The following is a 14,757-nucleotide window of genomic DNA, read 5'->3' as shown; positions in this document are numbered from 1 at the left end:
CCGATGACTGGCCTTCGGATCCGAAAACCTACCCTTGGCGATCCGCGCGCCCAGGTTCTGCGCTTTCTGCGGCTTGTCGCCGTGTTCTACGCCGCCGGGCACGTCTTGCCCGGCATGCTGATCTGGCTGATCGGGAGGACAGCCCATGCCCTATGATTATCAACCGTTCGAATACACCGCACCGCCCGGCCTGACGGCCCCCGAACCGCGCCACAAGGTCGTTATCGTGGGCGCCGGCCCGATTGGCGTGGCGATGGCGCTGGAACTGGCCAACCACGGCATCCCCTCCGTCGTGCTGGATGACAACAACGTGGTGTCGGTGGGCAGCCGCGCGATCTGCTGGTCGAAGCGCAGCCTTGAAATCCTCGACCGGCTGGGTGTTGGGGAAAAGTCGGTGGAAAAGGGTGTCACATGGAAGGTCGGTCGGACCTTTCACCGCGACGCAGAGGTGTTCAACTTCGACCTGCTGCCCGAAGCGGGTCACAAGATGCCGGCATTCGTGAACCTTCAGCAATATTATGTCGAAGAGTATCTTGTGCAGGCCGCGCTGGCCAATCCGCTGGTCGATCTTCGGTTCAAGAACAAGGTCGTGACGGTCCATCAGGACGCCGACGAAGCCCGTGTGGATATCGAGACGCCGGACGGTCTGTATTCGCTGTCTTGCGCGTACCTGATCGCCTGCGACGGCGCCCGGTCCCCGGTGCGCCACATGATGGGGCTGGAATTCGACGGAGAGCTGTTCGAAGAACGGTTCCTGATCGCCGACATCGAAATGACGGCCGACACGCCGTCGGAACGCTGGTTCTGGTTCGAACCCACCTTCCATCCCGGCCAGTCCGCTCTGCTGCACAAGCAGCCCGACAACATCTATCGGATCGACCTTCAGCTTGGCTGGGACACCGACCCCGAGGAAGAGAAGACGCCGGAAAAGGTCATCCCCCGGATCGAAAAGGTCGTAGGCCATTCCGATTTCCGGCTGGACTGGGTCAGCGTCTACACCTTCCAGTGCCGCCGGCTTCAAAGCTTCGTCCATGACCGGGTGCTGTTCGTGGGCGACAGCGCGCATGTCGTGTCGCCCTTCGGCGCGCGGGGCGGAAATGGCGGGTTGCAGGACGTCGACAACCTTGGCTGGAAGCTGGCCGCCGTGCTGAACGGACAGGCGGAAACGTCCCTGTTAGAGACTTATGATGCCGAACGCACCTACGGGTCGGACGAGAACATCCGCAACTCGACCCGGTCCACCCGGTTCATGACGCCAGCCGACGGCGCCGAACGGCTGTTCCGCGATCAGGTTCTGGCGCTGGCGTCCAAAGCGCCGTTCGCGCGGGGCTGGGTGAACTCTGGCCGGTTGTCGGTGCCTTGCGTGTACCCCGATTGCGGGCCCGACGCGCCGGGGCTTCCAGCCGTGTCACGCCCGGGCGCGGTGGCGCCGGATGCGCCGCTAGACAACGGCTGGCTGCTAAGCGCGCTTGGCGGCAAGGTCACGGTGCTGGCGCTTGGCTGCAAGACAGCGGACGTGCCGGGGGCCGAGACGCTATCGGTGCCAGTGACCGACACGATCCGGGCGCGGTATCTTGGGGACGCCGCACAGGCCGTGTACCTTATCCGGCCCGACCAAGTGGTCGCCGCGCGTTGGAAAACGCCGGATGCAGGCACGATTTCTGCCGCAATAGAGACGATTTGGAGGGGGAAATGACAGCCTTGATCGACACGCCGAACCTGACGGATCACGACGGGTTCTACGAAGAGCTTCTTGCCGCGCACAAGGGTCTGGCCGAGGCGGACAGCCACGCGCTGAACGCGCAGTTGGTGCTGATCCTTGCCAATCATATCGGCGACCGGCGGGTTCTGAGCGAGGCGATCGCGCTGGCAAAGCGCTAGGGGACTTCGCGCGCCGTACAAAATGAAAGGGCCCGGCGCTTTCGCACCGGGCCCGTTTCGTTTCGGGGTCAGGCCGCTATCAGGCCATCCACCAGCGTTCCGCCACGCGGCCGTTGTCGACCTTGTAGACGTTGCCGATGGTGCCAGAGTTGGCGATCTTCGACGACTTGGCGCCCACGAAGTTGGCGAACATCGGGATCATCGCGCCGCCCTCGTCGTGCACGATCTGCTGCATCTCGTGGTAGATGTCGCGGCGCTTGTCGCTGTCGAACTCGACACGGCCCTGCAGCAGCAGTTCCATGAACCGTTCGTTTTCGAAGTGGGTGTCGTTCCACGGCACACCGGTCGCGTAGGCGGACGAGAACATCAGGTCCTCGGTCGCGCGACCGGCCCAATAGCAGGCGCACCACGGCTTTTTCAGCCAGACATTCGACCAGTAACCGTCCGCCGGTTCCTGCACGAGGTTGATGTTGATGCCCGCGGCCTGCGCCGACGCTTGCATCAGCTGGGCGGCGTCGGTCGCGCCGGTGAAGGCGGCGTTCGACACGCTCAGATCCACGGAAAGCCCGTCAAGGCCAGCTTCCTTGAGGTAGAACTTGGCCTTGTCCGGATCGTAGGAGTGCTGCTCCATATCCGCGAAGTAGTACTGGTTCGCCGGACCGATCGGGCTGTCGTTGCCGACGCTACCGTGACCAAGAAGGATCTTGTCGACCATTTCCTGACGGTTGACGATGTGCTTCAGCGCCATGCGGACGTTGTTATCGTCGAACGGGGCGACGTCGGTCAGCATCGGGAAGGTGAACTGCTGGTTGCCCGTGACCTCGAAGATGTCGGTCATCGGGTTCGCTTCAAGCAGCGTTTCCGTCTTGAAGTCGATGTCGGTGATCACGTCGACCTGACCGGTCAGCAGGGCGTTCATCCGTGCCGTGATGTCGTTGATCGCGATGATCTCGACCGAGTCGAACCAGCCTTCCTTGCCGTCCTTGTAGTGGCTGTCGACGCGGGTGCCGACAAAGCGCACGCCCGGATCGAAGCTTTCCACCTGGTACAGACCGGTGCCGATGCCCTTGGAGATGGCCTCGTCGATCTGGCCCGCCGGGTAGATCAGCAGGTGATAGTCGGCCAGCAGGTACGGGAAGTCGGCGTTGCCGTCCGACAGGATGAACTGCACCTGATGGTCGGTGACCTTCTTCATCTCGGCGATGGCTTCGACGATCGGCTTGGCGGCCGATTTCACGCCTTCGCCAAGGTGCATCTGCAGCGATTCGATCACGTCGTCCGCGCCGAAGGGCTTGCCGTTGTGGAAAGTCACGCCCTGACGCAGGTTGAAGGTCCAGGTCTTCGCATCGGACGAGGTTTCCCAGCTTTCAGCCAGTTCGCCCTCAAGCGAGCCATCCGCGGCGACCACGGTCAGCGAGTCGAAAACGGCGCCCTGTGCAGCCGAGATCATGAAGATGTCGGAATGCGTGCGGCTGTCCCAGCTGTCCGAGGTGTTGGCCCCGTTCAGGCCCATCCGCAAGCGTCCGCCTCGGCTGGCCTGTGCCTTCAGCGGCAGGCCGGTCGCGGCGAGGACACCGGCAGCAGCACCAGTCCGCAGCAGTCCGCGTCTCGTGAAACGTGTCATGTTGAAACTCCCTCTCTGTTTTTGCCTCGCGCCGCATGGCCGATTGATCGGCCCCTTGGTGGCGCGACTTTGTTACATCTTGTCGACAGCCGCATCGCCGATGTTCTCGACGCCGCGCTCTGCCAGCAGGTTCGTCAGCCAATCCGGGTCCATCTCGGGCACCGAGCTTAGCAGCAGATCGGTGTAGGGATGGTGCGGCGGCTTGAACATGTCGTCCTTGGGTCCGTGTTCTACCACGTAGCCGTCCTTCATCACCACCACTTCGTCCGCGATACCTTTCACGGTGGCGAGATCGTGGGTGATGAACATGTAGCTTAGTCCCAGTTCATCCTGCAGCCGCGCCAGCAGTTTCAGAATGCCCTCCGCGACCAACTGGTCCAGCGCGCTGGTGACCTCGTCGCAGATGATGAACTCGGGTTCCGCCGCCAGCGCGCGGGCGATGCCGATACGCTGTTTCTGGCCACCCGACAGTTCGGACGGCAGGCGGTGGATGTACTGATCGGGCTCTAGCTCGATCTCGTTCAGCAGCTCGCGCACGCGCTCGCGCTTCTTGCGGCCGTTGAGACCCATGTAGAACTCGACCGGGCGCCCGATGATCTCGCCGATAGGCTTGCGCGGGTTCAGCGCGGTATCCGCCATCTGGTAGATCATCTGCGCCTGCCGCAGCTGGTTGCGGTCGCGCTTGCGATAATCGGCGGGCAGCGGTTCGCCCCGGTATTCGATCACGCCGTCGGTCTGCGGCAGCAGGCCGGTGATCACCCGCGCGGTCGTCGACTTGCCGGACCCGGATTCCCCCACAACGGCCACCGTGCGGCCCGCGTGGATGTCGAAGCTGACGTCGTGTAGGACCGGCATCTTGCCATAGGCGGCGGTGATGTTCTGCACCGAGATCACAGGGGTCGCGTCCACTGCCGGCGCCGGCTTGGCGGGGCGCTGAAAGCTGCGCACGGCCCACAGGCTTTTGGTGTAATCCTCTTTCGGCGAACTGAGCATCTCGCGCGTTTCGGCTGTCTCGACCTCGTCGCCCTTCAGCAGAACCTTGATGCGATCCGCCATCTGCGCCACGACCGCAAGATCGTGGGTGATGTAGATCGCCGCCGTGTCGAACTGTTCCACGATGTCGCGGATCGAGGCCAGAACCTCGATCTGGGTGGTCACGTCCAGTGCGGTCGTCGGCTCGTCGAAGATGATCAGGTCGGGACGGCAGGACATCGCCATCGCCGTCATCGCGCGCTGCAACTGTCCGCCGGACACTTGGTGCGGGTAACGGAACCCGATCTCGTCCGGGTTCGGCAGGCGCAGGCGGCGATACAGCTCGATCCCGTCGGCGGTTGCCTCGGCCTTGGAGGACACGTTGTGCTGCACCGGCGCTTCGGTGTGCTGGTCGATCAGCTTGTGCGCCGGGTTGAAGCTGGCGGCGGCGGACTGCGCGACATAGGCGATGCGCTTGCCCAGAAGCGCGCGCTTCTTCGCGGCAGAGGCGGTGGTCAGCTCGACGCCGTCGAATTTGACCGAGCCCTTCGAAATGCGCACGCCGTCGCGGGTATAGCCCATGCTGGCAAGGCCCAGCGTCGACTTGCCCGCGCCGGATTCACCGATCAGGCCCAGCACCTCGCCCTTGCGCAGGGTCAGGTCCACGCCGTTGATGATCGGGTTCCACTCTTCGTCCGAGCGGCCCTCGATCCACAGGTCGCGGATCTCGACAAGGGTGTCTCTGGAGTCGTTCATTCCTTCAGCCCCGACGATCTTTGCAGCATCCAGTCGACAACGAAGTTCACCGCCACGGTCAGCAGGGCGATCGCACCCGCCGCCATAAGCGGCAGGGCGGCGGCCAGCGGCGAGAAGGCGGCAAAGTTGATGAACTGCGCAAGGTCACGCACCATTGTGCCCCAGTCGGCCAGCGGCGGCTGGATGCCCACGCCAAGGAACGACAGGGACGCGATCGTCAGGAACACGAAGCAGAACCGCAGCCCAAATTCGGCCAGCAGCGGCGCATAGGCGTTGGGCAGGATCTCGCGGAAGATCAGGTATCCCAGACCCTCGCCGCGCAGCTTCGCGGCCTCGATATAGTCCATGACAACGATGTTGATGCCCACCGCGCGGGCCAGACGGAACACGCGGGTGGAATCGATGACCGCGATGATGATGATCATGTAGAAGGTCAGCTGCCAGCTTTGCGTCCCGGCCCACGCACTGGCGATGGTCATCAGCAGCAGGGCGAAGATCAGCGACGGAATGGCCATCAGCACGTCGACGGCCCGCGACACAAGCTGGTCCAGCCAGCCGCCCAGCGTCGCGGCAAGAAAGCCCAGCGTCCCGCCAAGCAGGAACGCAAGACACGTCGTCGCGAAGGCGATGCCGACCGTGTTCTGCGCGCCGTAGATCAGGCGGGACAGCAGGTCGCGCCCGATCTGGTCGGTGCCCAGCGGATGCGCCGGGTCTGTGCCGGGAAGCGCATTGGCGGCGGCGAAGACCTGTTCCTGTCCGTAGGGCGCGATGAACTGCGCGAAGATCGCAAGAACGGCGTAGACGATGATCGTCAGGATACCGAAGCTGGCCGTCAGGGGCATGGACCGGAACAGCTTGCGCGTGCCCGAGGTCCCGACAAGGCGCCCCGCCGCGCGGAACAGCCACGCCACGATGGCGGCGACGATCAGGAACTCGACCGCGAAGACGAAGAAGAAGTACGGGGCAGCCGCGGTCTCGTCCATGATGAACCGCGCCATGACGAAGGTGTAGACCGCCCATGCCAGAAGGGCGGCGCCCAGCACGAAGCCGAAGGCCACGCCATAGCTCATATCCCTGAAATAGGGACGGTTTCCGGTCACGGTCTGCCCGGCAAGGCGGAACACGAACGCACCCGCCGCGATGGCAATCAGCGCGACGACAATCCAGATCCAGACGCTCATTTCGGATGCCTCAGGCGCGGGTTCGAGATGATCGAGAGCACATCCGCCAACAGGTTAAGAAGGATATAGGCCCCCGCGAAGATCAGGCAGCACGCCTGCACCACGGGAATGTCACGGATCTTCACGCTGTCCACGAACAGCTGGCCGATGCCCGGATAGACGAAGACGACCTCGACCACGACGACGCCGGTGATCAGGTAGGCAAGGTTCAAGGCGATCACGTTGATGATCGGCGCCAGCGCGTTCGGCAGCGCGTGCTTCACGATCACCCGCATCGGCGACAGACCTTTCAGCCGCGCCATCTCGATATAGGGCGACGCAAGCAGGTTGATGATCGCCGCGCGCGTCATCCGCATCATCTGCGCGGTCACCATCAGGGTCAGTGTCAGCGCGGGCAGCAGCGTCCGCGTCAACCGCTCGCTGAAGGCCATGTCGGCATAGATGTTCGACAGCGACGGCAGGACCGGGTTCAGCACCGCAAGGAACAGGATCAGCACGTAGGCCAGGAAGAACTCGGGGCTGGACACCGCGCTGAGCGCGCCGACGTTCGCGACCTTGTCGAAGGCCGAGTTGCGGAACAGCGCCGCAAGGATACCCAGTGTCAAAGACAGCGGCACCGCGATCACCGCGGTCACGCAGGCAAGAAACATGGTGTTCTGGAACCGGGGCGCGATCTGTTGAAGAACCGTCACCGGCCCGGACCCGCTTTCGGCGCTGGTGCCGACGAAGCTGGCGAAGTTGGCCTGCGCGAAGCTGATGCCGAGATTGCCGGTCACCATGTCGCCAAGCCACGTGAAGTATCGGGTGATGGCGGGCTGATCGAGACCAAGGTCCCTTCGGATGGCTTCGACCGCCTCGGGGGTGGCCGATTGGCCAAGGATGGCTTGCGCAAAGTCACCGGGCAGGGAATTGACCGCGACGAAGATCACGATCGAGACCACCAGAAGCGTAAGCAGACCCAGAAACAGCCGTTGAATTACAATCTTCAGAACGGGGTGCAAAACGCCCTGTGTCCTTATTCTGTTTTTGTTGACTGGCAGGTTAACAAAAAGGGGGCTTATGTAAACCCTTGCGTTACCGCGAACATCAGGCCGCGGTTTCGCGGATACCGGGTTCGCGCCGCAGGCGGTCCATGATCGACACAAGCTCGGCACTGATGCCCGGTTCGGACAGCGCGTGGCCCGCGTGACCGATCATCCGGATCTCGGACCCCGGCCACGCCTTGTGCAGCGCATAGGCAGAGTACGGCGGACAGATCATGTCGTATCGACCCTGCACGATGAATCCGGGGATACCGTCAAGCCGACCCACGTTGTTCAGGATCTGGCCATCCTGTTCAAGGAAGCCCGCGTTGGTGAAATAGTGGTTCTCCAGCCGGGCGAAGGCGCGGGCATAATCGGCGGGGCTGTCGCCGCCCATTCCGCCGCTGTCGATCGACGCCAGCGCGTTTTCCCACGATGTCCACGTCCGCGCGAACCGGGTTTCTTCGGCAAGGTCGCCGCCGAACAGACGCCGGTGATACGCCGCGATCAGGTCGTCACGCTCTTCCGGCGGCACAAGGCCCGCGAACCTGTCCCACAGTTCGGGGAAGAATTTGCCGGCGCCGCCGCCATAGAACCATGACAGTTCGGCTTGGGTCATCAGGAAGACCCCGCGCAGCACCAGCGCGCTGGCGCGTTCGGGATGGGTTTCCGAATAGATTAGCGACAGCGTCGCGCCCCACGAGCCGCCGAAGACAACCCAGCGTTCGATGCCCAGCGCCTCGCGGATCGCCTCGATGTCGCGGACAAGGTGCCATGTCGTGTTATCCTCGACCGAGGCATGAGGCCGCGACCGGCCACAGCCGCGCTGGTCGAACAGGATCACACGATAGGTTTCGGGATCGAAATAGCGCCGCATCGCCGGGCTGCACCCGCCGCCGGGCCCGCCGTGCAGCACGATCACCGGAACGCCGGACGGGTTGCCGCACTGTTCCACGTAGATCTTGTGCCCCTCACCGACTTCCATCATGCGCTGATCGAAGGGATCGAGGGGCGGGTACAAATGTTGGTTACCCTTTCGCTGGGTCGCGACCTTGTCCATACGTCTCCTATATAGTTTGGAAAACGGCCCTGCCATAAGGCAATTTCGTGAAATCCGAGGTTAAGACCATGAGTACCGCAACGTCGACAGTCGATCCGAGCGAAGTCGCCAAGTTCGAGGCGATGGCCGCCGAGTGGTGGGACACGCAGGGCAAGTTCAAGCCGCTGCACATGATGAACCCCTGCCGGCTGGGATATATCACCTCGCAGATCGCGGCCGAGTTCGGCCGGGACCTGTCCGCGAAGGCGCCGTTCGAGGGGCTGCGCATCCTTGATATCGGCTGCGGCGGCGGGCTGCTGTCGGAACCGATGGCGCGGCTGGGCGCGGACGTGGTCGGCGCCGACGCCGCCGAACGCAACATTCCCGTCGCCCGCATTCACGCGGAACAGTCGGGGCTGGATATCGACTATCGCCACACCACCGCCGAGGCTCTGGCCGACGCCGGAGAGCAATTCGACGCGGTGCTGAACATGGAAGTGGTGGAACATGTCGCCGACCCGCTGTCCTATCTGACGGCGTGCCGCACGCTGCTAAAGCCCGGCGGGCTGATGGTCTGTTCGACGATCAACCGGAACCCGAAAAGCTATATGATGGCGATCATCGGGGCGGAACACATCATGCGCTGGCTGCCGAAGGGCACTCATGACTGGAGCAAGTTCATCACCCCGGACGAGCTGTTCGACCTGCTGCGCGGTGCCGGGCTGGACCCGGTCGATCGCAAGGGGTTCGTGTTCAACCCGCTGGGCTGGTCTTGGTCGATCTCGGACAAGGACCTGTCGGTGAACTACGTCACCGCCAGCGTCAAACCCGCCGGGGAATAAGGCGCCTTAATCCTCTTCATCCAGCCGCAGCCGGATCGCCCGAAGGACGGGAAGCGCCGCGCGCACCTTGTCGGACCCGATATCCTCGACCATGCCCGACACGGCGTCGGCGATCACCTGAAACGCCTCGTCGCAGGCCCGGCGTCCGGCGGGGCTGATCGCGACGAACTTGCGCCGCGCATCGTCCCAGTCGGGACGGATGTGAACATAGCCCGCCCACGCCAGCTTGTTCACCGTGTTCGTCATCGCCCCGCGGGTGACGTGAAACACGCGGGCCAGCTGGCCGGGCGTCTTTTCCTCGCGGGATTTCGACAGGTGGTTCAGCACCGAAAAGTGGCTAAGCTCCATCCCCTTCGGCAGCACGCGCGCCAGTTTCACCCGTGCCATCTGGTCGGCCATGAAGATCTCGCTGAACAGCGCGACCGATAGGTTATCCTGTGCGTTGTCGTTCATGTCGGCGGCCCGAAGTCGCGGTCGTGCTGCAGCGACGGCACCTTGCCCCGCGCGTCATCGACCTGCGCAAGGTCGACATCGACATAGCCGATGCCCGGCGCGTCGCCGCCATCGTACAGAACTTCGCCCCACGGGGACACCGCCAGCGAATGGCCCCATGTCCGCCGCGCCTTGCCTTCGGTCGCCGGGTGGCTACCGCACTGCGCCGCCGCCAGAACGTAGGCGCCGCATTCGATGGCCCGCGCGCGCAGCAGGCCTTCCCAGTGCGCCGCGCCGGTCACCGGCGAAAACGCCGACGGCGCCAGCAGGATCTGCGCCCCGGCCTGCGAAAGCTGCCGGTACAGAGACGGAAATCGCATGTCGTAGCACACCGTCAGGCCGATTGCGCCGATGTCGGTCCGTGCCAGCACCGCCCGGTCGCCGGGGCGGTAGCCTGCGGATTCGCGATAGCTTTCGGTGTCAGAGATCACCACGTCGAACATGTGGATCTTGTCATACCACGCCGCGATGCGTCCGTCCGGTGCGATCAGGAAGGACCTGTTGGCAAACCGCCCGTCCGGGTCGTCTGTCTTCAGCGCAAGCGACCCGATGTTCAGCCAGACGCCAAGCTCTGCCGCAAGGTCGCGCAGCGCGGCCAGCGTCGCATCGTCGTCCTGCCGCTGCAGCACGTTCTGCTGCCGCGCGCGGCTGGCAGAGACGCAGTTGGTCACCTCGGGGGTCAGCACCAGCCCGGCGCCCTCGGACGCCGCCGTGCGCACATCCTTCAATGTCGAAACAAGATTGGCCCCGGGATCGTCCGAGGCCGTCATCTGGATCAGCGCGACACGCACTAGCCTTTCAGCAGCGGATCAAGCTTGCCCGCCCGGTCCAATGCCATCAGGTCATCGCAGCCGCCGACATGGATGTCGCCCACGAAAATCTGCGGCACGGTGTAACCGCCGTTCGCACGCTTCATCATCTGCTGCCGCTTGTCGGAATCGCCGGAAACGTCGATCTCGGTGAAATCGACGCCCTTCGTGCTGAGAAGACGCTTGGCCATCATGCAGAAACCGCATGTGGGTGTGGTGTAAATCTCGACAGTCTGCATGGATCCCGTTTCCTGCTTTGGGGCGACTATAGGGATCTAGGCATCCTTCGCAACGCGTGCCGGTGCCAAGACACAGACCGATTGTGCACCTGCGGCAAATGACGCCTTTGTTGCTGCGGAAAGCGTCGCGCCAGAGGTCAGAACGTCGTCGATGAGCAGGACAGGGCGGCCCGCCAGCCGGTGTTCAGCGGTCGGCGCGGGCTGGATCGCGCCGGACAGGTTGCTGAACCGGGCCTCCACGCTCATCCCGTCCTGAATCCGTGTGCCGCGCACCCGGCGCAGCAGACCGGGCAGATAGGCGTGGCGCGTCCGCGAGGCGACCGCCTGCGCCAGCATGGCGGCTTGATTATAGCGCCGTTTCACCAGCCGGGTGTAATGCGCGGGCACCGGGACGATGACCGCGTCCGGCAACAGGCAAGGGCTTGCGACCGCCTCAAGCCACCGGCTTGCCGGACGGACAAGGTCCAGCCGGTCACCATGCTTCAACGCCAGAACCAACCGGCGCCCGTTGTCGCGATACACCAATGCCGACCGCCCCCGCAGCCACGGGCGTTCGATCCGCATGCAGTCGTCGCACGTCACCACCGACCCGTCGGACTCTCCCGGTAGCGGCACGCCGCACAGGTCGCAGACCAGACCGGTGATGAACGGCGTTTCCCGCCAGCAGGCGCCGCACAGGTTGAACGCATCCTCGACCAGCGCCCCGCAGCTGACACACTGCGGCGGATAGGCAAGACGAAGAAGGCTTTGCATTCCCACGGCACACTCCTAGATAAGCGGCCTGATCCGGGGGACCCGCATGACCACCGACCTGACCGACCGATCCGCACTGATCCGTTCCCGCGAAAGGGCCGCCGCCGGCGATCCCGCCCTGTTCCTGCAGCAGGACGCGGCCGACGACATTCAGGAAAGGCTGGAACTGGTTAACAGGACGTTTACGTCACCTGCCGTCGTCACCCCCTGGCCCGACCTTTGGCGCGCGCGCCTGCCCGGGGCGAAGGTGATCGCGGACGAAGAGGTGCTGGCGCTGGACGAAGGCGCGCACGACCTCGTGATCCATTCCTTGTCGCTGCATTGGGCGAACGACCCGGTGGGCCAACTGGTTCAGGCCCGCCGCGCTCTGAAACCCGACGGCCTGTTCCTTGGCGCCCTGTTCGGTGGCCGCACCCTGCACGAGTTGCGCGCCGCGCTGGCCGAGGCAGAAGCATCCGTCAGCGGCGGGCTGTCGCCGCGCGTCCTTCCGATGGGAGAGATCCGCGACGTCGGTGCCCTGATGCAGCGCGCGGGTTTCGCGCTTCCGGTGGCGGACAACCTTGCCCGCAGCGTCACCTATGCCGATCCGCTGCGCCTGATGCTGGACCTGCGCGCGATGGGCGAAGCGAACGTGATGCAGGCCCGAGCAAAAGGCTTTACCCGGCGCGCGGTGCTGTTGGACGCCGCCCGGCGCTATGCCGAGGCCTATGCGACGCCGGACGGCCGCGTTTCCGCAACGTTCGAGACGATATTTCTGACCGGCTGGGCCCCCGACGCAAGCCAGCCGCAGCCGCTGCGCCCCGGCTCTGCCGCGCACCGGTTGGCCGACGCGCTGGACACGGCCGAGGTTCCGCTGGACGATCCTGCGACGCCTCGGCGCAATTGACCTCACGGCTCCCGTCTCTATCTGCCGGGGGAAAGAACAAGGGAAACGGGACGATGAAAGACGACACCTTCGGCGCGGTGCGCCCCGAACACGCGCCCACGGACCACCCCGCGATTGTGCCCGAGAAGGTGGGTGTCCTGCTGGCGAACCTCGGCACGCCGGATGGCTACGACTATTGGTCGATGCGGCGCTACCTGAACGAGTTCCTCTCGGACCAGCGCGTCATCGACTATCCCAAGTGGAAATGGCAGCCGATCCTGCAAACGGTCGTGCTGGGCAAGCGGCCTTTCACCTCGGGCGCGGCGTACAAGACGATCTGGAACGAGGACGCGGGCGAAAGCCCCCTGATGACGATCACCAAGCAGCAGGCCGCCGGGATCACCGCCGAGATGAAGGCGCGGTTCGGCGACAACGTCGTGGTCGATTACTGCATGCGCTACGGCAACCCGTCGACGGAATCGCGTCTGCAGGCGCTGCTGGACCAAGGCTGCCGCCGCATCCTGTTCTTCCCGCTGTACCCGCAATACGCGGGCGCCACGACGGCCACCGCGAACGACCAGTTCTTTCGCGCGCTGATGAAGCAGAAATGGCAGCCCGCCTCGCGGACGGTGCCGCCCTATTTCGACCGCCCCGACTATATCGAGGCGCTGGCCGGCTCTGTCACGCGTGCCTATGCCGCGCTGGATCATGAACCCGACGTGCTGGTGGCGTCCTATCACGGTCTGCCGAAGCGCTATCTGACCGAGGAAGGCGACCCCTACCATTGCCAGTGCCAGAAGACGACGCGGCTGCTGCGTGAGAGACTTGGCTGGGACAAGGCCAAGGCGATCACCACGTTCCAGTCGCGGTTCGGGCCCGAGGAATGGCTTCAGCCCTACACTGTGGGAGAGGTCGCGCGGCTGGCAGAATCCGGCAAGAAGCGCATCGCGGTGATTGCGCCCGCGTTTTCGGCCGATTGCATCGAGACGCTGGAAGAGATCAACGAAGAGATCAGGGAAAGCTTCGAACACGCCGGTGGCGAAAGCTTTACCTACATTCCCTGTCTGAACGACGACGCGGCGCATATCGCGGCGCTGTCGAACGTCATCGCCGAGAACCTTGGCGGTTGGGTCGGCTGAGAAACGTAAAAAGGCGGTGGAGAACCACCGCCTTTTACTTAAACCGTTCGGTTTGAACCGAAATCAGTTCGAAGCCGCGGCAGCGATGACAAGCAGAGCCATCAGCGGAACCAGCAGGCCGGCGTTCGAGGACGAAGCAGCTTCCTCGACGACGATTTCGGGCTCGACAACAACGACTTCGCCGTAGGAACCGGCGGAAGCGGTCGACGCAGCGGCTGCGAAGGCAGCGGCGAGTGCGACTTTTTTCATTTCACAATCCTCCAGGATTTTGGATCTGGCTACGATATGGATACACGTGGAACGTATACTGTACCCCGCATTTCCGTCTAAGCACCAATGGTTAAGCAAGGCAAACCCATAGCGCCGCGCCGTCATCCGAAGCCGTGTCGTATCGTCAAATAAGCAACACTTGGGAGCCGACTTTGGCCAAGCCGAACAGCTCTTCGATGTGCTCGTTGTAAAGGCCGATGCAGCCGTTGGAGGATTTCCGACCGATCTTGCGCGTGTCGTGGGTGCCATGAATTCGGTAATATGTCCACGACAGATACAGCGCGAACGGACCCAGCGGATTGTCCGGGGCGCCGCCTTCCACAACCGCGGGCCATTCCGGGTTGCGCTTGCGCATGTTGGGCGTCGGGCGCCACGTCGGTTTAACCACCTTCTGCACCACGCTGGTGCGGCCAAGGCGGGTCAGCTCGTCGCTCAGCGGGACCGAGGTCGGGTACAGCTTGTAGATCGACTGGTCCTCGGACCAGTAGTGCAGTGCGCGCGACTTGGTGTCGACCAGGATCGCCCCGTTGCGGGTGTTGCTGAAGTAGGGACGCCAATCCAGCGACCGGAAAACGGAAATGTTCCGGCTGCTGGCGGTGCTGACGGCCGTCTCGTACTGGGTGGTGCTTTGCGCGATGGCCGGTGCGGCAAGCCCCGTAAGCGCGGCGGCGCCGGTGCCCAGAAACAGGCGACGATCGAGATTACGTTTCGAATTTGATGCCATGACGCATCTCCAATTCATCTATGTTGCTGCGGCCGCATCATATGGCTACAAAGCCGCAATCGCAATTCTAACGAGCGTAAGCACGCCCTTATGCGGAGGTTCGATTTGATCACTCCGCACCGGCGAGCTAGTTGGTTCGTGTGCCAATT

The 14,757-nt window shown here is 63.8% G+C and carries 17 protein-coding genes; 6 read left to right on the top strand and 11 right to left on the bottom strand.

The features are described from left to right. Positions 1-3 precede the first annotated feature (3 nt). From P1K30_RS07700 to P1K30_RS07690, 3 genes are read left to right on the top strand one after another with little or no spacing between them, the layout of a single operon-like run. A complete protein-coding gene (locus tag P1K30_RS07700; RefSeq protein ID WP_275632112.1) occupies positions 4-156 on the top strand; it encodes a hypothetical protein in 153 nt (50 codons plus the stop codon). Continuing rightward, a complete protein-coding gene (locus P1K30_RS07695; protein ID WP_275632111.1) occupies positions 146-1,696 on the top strand; it encodes an FAD-dependent oxidoreductase in 1,551 nt (516 codons plus the stop codon). Before P1K30_RS07700 ends, P1K30_RS07695 begins: the two co-directional genes overlap by 11 nt. After that, entirely contained in the window at positions 1,693-1,881 is a 189-nt protein-coding gene (locus P1K30_RS07690; protein WP_275632110.1) for a DUF2783 domain-containing protein, read from the top strand. The genes P1K30_RS07695 and P1K30_RS07690 overlap by 4 nt, the downstream gene beginning before the upstream one ends. A 79-nt stretch (positions 1,882-1,960) precedes the next feature. Here the strand turns inward: P1K30_RS07690 and P1K30_RS07685 are convergent, their stop codons facing one another. The 5 genes from P1K30_RS07685 to pip form a co-directional block, all read right to left on the bottom strand. Next, positions 1,961-3,505, bottom strand: a complete 1,545-nt coding sequence (locus P1K30_RS07685; protein ID WP_275632109.1) for an ABC transporter substrate-binding protein — start codon at positions 3,503-3,505, stop codon at positions 1,961-1,963. 72 nt (positions 3,506-3,577) lie between these two features. Further along, positions 3,578-5,233: an ABC transporter ATP-binding protein gene (locus P1K30_RS07680; protein WP_275632108.1), complete on the bottom strand. Its 1,656-nt coding sequence runs from the start codon at positions 5,231-5,233 to the stop codon at positions 3,578-3,580. Next, complete coding sequence (locus P1K30_RS07675; protein ID WP_275632107.1) at positions 5,230-6,414, bottom strand: ABC transporter permease; 1,185 nt, start codon at positions 6,412-6,414, stop codon at positions 5,230-5,232. The genes P1K30_RS07680 and P1K30_RS07675 overlap by 4 nt, the downstream gene beginning before the upstream one ends. Beyond that, positions 6,411-7,415 (bottom strand): ABC transporter permease, encoded by a 1,005-nt coding sequence (locus P1K30_RS07670; protein ID WP_275632106.1) that lies wholly within the window; start codon positions 7,413-7,415, stop codon positions 6,411-6,413. The genes P1K30_RS07675 and P1K30_RS07670 overlap by 4 nt, the downstream gene beginning before the upstream one ends. An 85-nt stretch (positions 7,416-7,500) precedes the next feature. After that, on the bottom strand, positions 7,501-8,496 hold the full coding sequence (gene pip / locus P1K30_RS07665; RefSeq protein WP_275632105.1) for a prolyl aminopeptidase: 996 nt from the start codon (positions 8,494-8,496) through the stop codon (positions 7,501-7,503). Positions 8,497-8,564: 68 nt separating this feature from the next. Between pip and ubiG the strand changes: the two genes are divergently transcribed. Beyond that, positions 8,565-9,317, top strand: a complete 753-nt coding sequence (gene ubiG / locus P1K30_RS07660; protein WP_275632104.1) for a bifunctional 2-polyprenyl-6-hydroxyphenol methylase/3-demethylubiquinol 3-O-methyltransferase UbiG — start codon at positions 8,565-8,567, stop codon at positions 9,315-9,317. 6 nt (positions 9,318-9,323) lie between these two features. Here the strand turns inward: ubiG and P1K30_RS07655 are convergent, their stop codons facing one another. The 4 genes from P1K30_RS07655 to P1K30_RS07640 are packed head-to-tail and all read right to left on the bottom strand — an operon-like array spanning position 9,324 to position 11,616. Further along, positions 9,324-9,770 carry a MarR family winged helix-turn-helix transcriptional regulator gene (locus tag P1K30_RS07655; protein WP_275632103.1) on the bottom strand — a complete coding sequence of 149 codons (447 nt, stop codon included), beginning with the start codon at positions 9,768-9,770 and terminating at the stop codon, positions 9,324-9,326. After that, the gene (locus tag P1K30_RS07650; protein WP_275632102.1) at positions 9,767-10,600 is read right to left on the bottom strand and encodes a carbon-nitrogen hydrolase family protein; all 834 of its coding nucleotides are present in this window, start codon (positions 10,598-10,600) and stop codon (positions 9,767-9,769) included. Before P1K30_RS07650 ends, P1K30_RS07655 begins: the two co-directional genes overlap by 4 nt. Continuing rightward, positions 10,600-10,857: a glutaredoxin 3 gene (gene grxC, locus P1K30_RS07645; protein ID WP_275632101.1), complete on the bottom strand. Its 258-nt coding sequence runs from the start codon at positions 10,855-10,857 to the stop codon at positions 10,600-10,602. The genes P1K30_RS07650 and grxC overlap by 1 nt, the downstream gene beginning before the upstream one ends. Positions 10,858-10,893: 36 nt before the next feature. Beyond that, positions 10,894-11,616, bottom strand: coding sequence for a ComF family protein (locus P1K30_RS07640; protein ID WP_275632100.1), 723 nt, complete (start codon positions 11,614-11,616; stop codon positions 10,894-10,896). A 40-nt stretch (positions 11,617-11,656) separates the two neighbouring features. On the opposite strand from P1K30_RS07640, the gene P1K30_RS07635 reads away from it, so the two are divergent. Together P1K30_RS07635 and hemH are read left to right on the top strand one after the other, a co-directional pair. Further along, positions 11,657-12,496: a methyltransferase domain-containing protein gene (locus tag P1K30_RS07635; protein ID WP_275632099.1), complete on the top strand. Its 840-nt coding sequence runs from the start codon at positions 11,657-11,659 to the stop codon at positions 12,494-12,496. A gap of 53 nt (positions 12,497-12,549) precedes the next feature. After that, positions 12,550-13,614 carry a ferrochelatase gene (gene hemH / locus P1K30_RS07630; protein ID WP_275632098.1) on the top strand — a complete coding sequence of 355 codons (1,065 nt, stop codon included), beginning with the start codon at positions 12,550-12,552 and terminating at the stop codon, positions 13,612-13,614. Positions 13,615-13,677: 63 nt separating this feature from the next. On the opposite strand, the gene P1K30_RS07625 is transcribed toward hemH, so the two are convergent. Then, the gene (locus P1K30_RS07625; RefSeq protein WP_275632097.1) at positions 13,678-13,863 is read right to left on the bottom strand and encodes a hypothetical protein; all 186 of its coding nucleotides are present in this window, start codon (positions 13,861-13,863) and stop codon (positions 13,678-13,680) included. Positions 13,864-14,008: 145 nt separating this feature from the next. Then, positions 14,009-14,608 (bottom strand): L,D-transpeptidase, encoded by a 600-nt coding sequence (locus P1K30_RS07620; RefSeq protein ID WP_275632096.1) that lies wholly within the window; start codon positions 14,606-14,608, stop codon positions 14,009-14,011. Positions 14,609-14,757 lie beyond the last annotated feature (149 nt).

Source organism: Psychromarinibacter halotolerans, assembly GCF_029168315.1.
Taxonomy (GTDB): Bacteria; Pseudomonadota; Alphaproteobacteria; order Rhodobacterales; family Rhodobacteraceae; genus Psychromarinibacter; species Psychromarinibacter halotolerans.
The sequence above is the reverse complement of the archived record's forward strand: the minus strand, read 5'-3'. Positions and strand labels throughout refer to the sequence as shown.

What these genes read in the sequence shown, in the direction of transcription:
- P1K30_RS07700 (WP_275632112.1), top strand. Translation starts at nt 4, where the DNA reads ATGACTGGCCTTCGGATCCGAAAACCTACCCTTGGCGATCCGCGCGCC.
- P1K30_RS07695 (WP_275632111.1), top strand. Translation starts at nt 146, where the DNA reads ATGCCCTATGATTATCAACCGTTCGAATACACCGCACCGCCCGGCCTG.
- P1K30_RS07690 (WP_275632110.1), top strand. Translation starts at nt 1,693, where the DNA reads ATGACAGCCTTGATCGACACGCCGAACCTGACGGATCACGACGGGTTC.
- P1K30_RS07685 (WP_275632109.1), bottom strand. Translation starts at nt 3,505, where the DNA reads ATGACACGTTTCACGAGACGCGGACTGCTGCGGACTGGTGCTGCTGCC.
- P1K30_RS07680 (WP_275632108.1), bottom strand. Translation starts at nt 5,233, where the DNA reads ATGAACGACTCCAGAGACACCCTTGTCGAGATCCGCGACCTGTGGATC.
- P1K30_RS07675 (WP_275632107.1), bottom strand. Translation starts at nt 6,414, where the DNA reads ATGAGCGTCTGGATCTGGATTGTCGTCGCGCTGATTGCCATCGCGGCG.
- pip (WP_275632105.1), bottom strand. Translation starts at nt 8,496, where the DNA reads ATGGACAAGGTCGCGACCCAGCGAAAGGGTAACCAACATTTGTACCCG.
- ubiG (WP_275632104.1), top strand. Translation starts at nt 8,565, where the DNA reads ATGAGTACCGCAACGTCGACAGTCGATCCGAGCGAAGTCGCCAAGTTC.
- P1K30_RS07655 (WP_275632103.1), bottom strand. Translation starts at nt 9,770, where the DNA reads ATGAACGACAACGCACAGGATAACCTATCGGTCGCGCTGTTCAGCGAG.
- grxC (WP_275632101.1), bottom strand. Translation starts at nt 10,857, where the DNA reads ATGCAGACTGTCGAGATTTACACCACACCCACATGCGGTTTCTGCATG.
- P1K30_RS07635 (WP_275632099.1), top strand. Translation starts at nt 11,657, where the DNA reads ATGACCACCGACCTGACCGACCGATCCGCACTGATCCGTTCCCGCGAA.
- hemH (WP_275632098.1), top strand. Translation starts at nt 12,550, where the DNA reads ATGAAAGACGACACCTTCGGCGCGGTGCGCCCCGAACACGCGCCCACG.
- P1K30_RS07625 (WP_275632097.1), bottom strand. Translation starts at nt 13,863, where the DNA reads ATGAAAAAAGTCGCACTCGCCGCTGCCTTCGCAGCCGCTGCGTCGACC.
- P1K30_RS07620 (WP_275632096.1), bottom strand. Translation starts at nt 14,608, where the DNA reads ATGGCATCAAATTCGAAACGTAATCTCGATCGTCGCCTGTTTCTGGGC.